The organism is Phytopseudomonas daroniae, assembly GCF_004327285.1.
GTDB lineage: Bacteria > Pseudomonadota > Gammaproteobacteria > Pseudomonadales > Pseudomonadaceae > Aquipseudomonas > Aquipseudomonas daroniae.
In genome coordinates, this window is record NZ_QJUI01000053.1 from 1 (window position 1) to 814 (window position 814).

Consider the following 814-nt stretch of genomic DNA (forward strand, 5'->3'; position numbering starts at 1 on the left):
GTATAAGAAACATCAAATCAATTGGAACGATTGGCGACTCTGTAGCTAGAGGGTCGCACGCAAAAACTAATTTCACAGAAATGTTAGGCAAGAAATTGAAAGCTAAAACGACTAATCTTGCAAGAGGTGGCGCAACAATGGCAACAGTTCCAATAGGTAAAGAAGCGGTAGAAAACAGCATTTATAAACAAGCAGAGCAAATAAGAGGAGACCTAATCATATTACAAGGCACTGATGATGACTGGTTACACGGTTATTGGGCAGGCGTACCGATAGGCACTGATAAAACGGATACAAAAACGTTTTACGGTGCCTTTTGTTCTGCAATTGAAGTTATTAGAAAGAATAATCCAGATTCAAAAATACTAGTGATGACAGCTACAAGACAATGCCCTATGAGTGGTACAACAATACGCCGTAAAGACACGGACAAAAACAAACTAGGGTTAACACTTGAGGACTATGTAAACGCTCAAATATTAGCTTGTAGTGAGTTAGATGTACCAGTGTTTGACGCATATCACACAGATTACTTTAAGCCATACAATCCAGCTTTTAGGAAAGCGAGCATGGAGGACGGCTTACACCCTAACGAAAAAGGTCACGAGGTTATTATGTACGAGTTAATCAAGGATTATTACAGTTTTTACGACTAAAGGAGGCAACCAATGGCTTACGGATTAATTACAAGTTTACATTCAATGACAGGTCGGAAAATAGTTGCTCAACATGAGTATAACTATCGCTTGTTAGATGAAGGTATGAGCAAACTTGAGAAAATGTTTATATACCATCAAAAAGAAGAAATATACGC

1 protein-coding gene is annotated in these 814 nt (G+C 38.3%); it reads left to right on the top strand.

Annotated features, from left to right (window positions below):
* A partial coding sequence (locus DNK06_RS25025; protein WP_131182669.1) for an SGNH/GDSL hydrolase family protein occupies positions 1-656 on the top strand: 656 nt, incomplete at its 5' end.
* Positions 657-814: the final 158 nt, after the last annotated feature.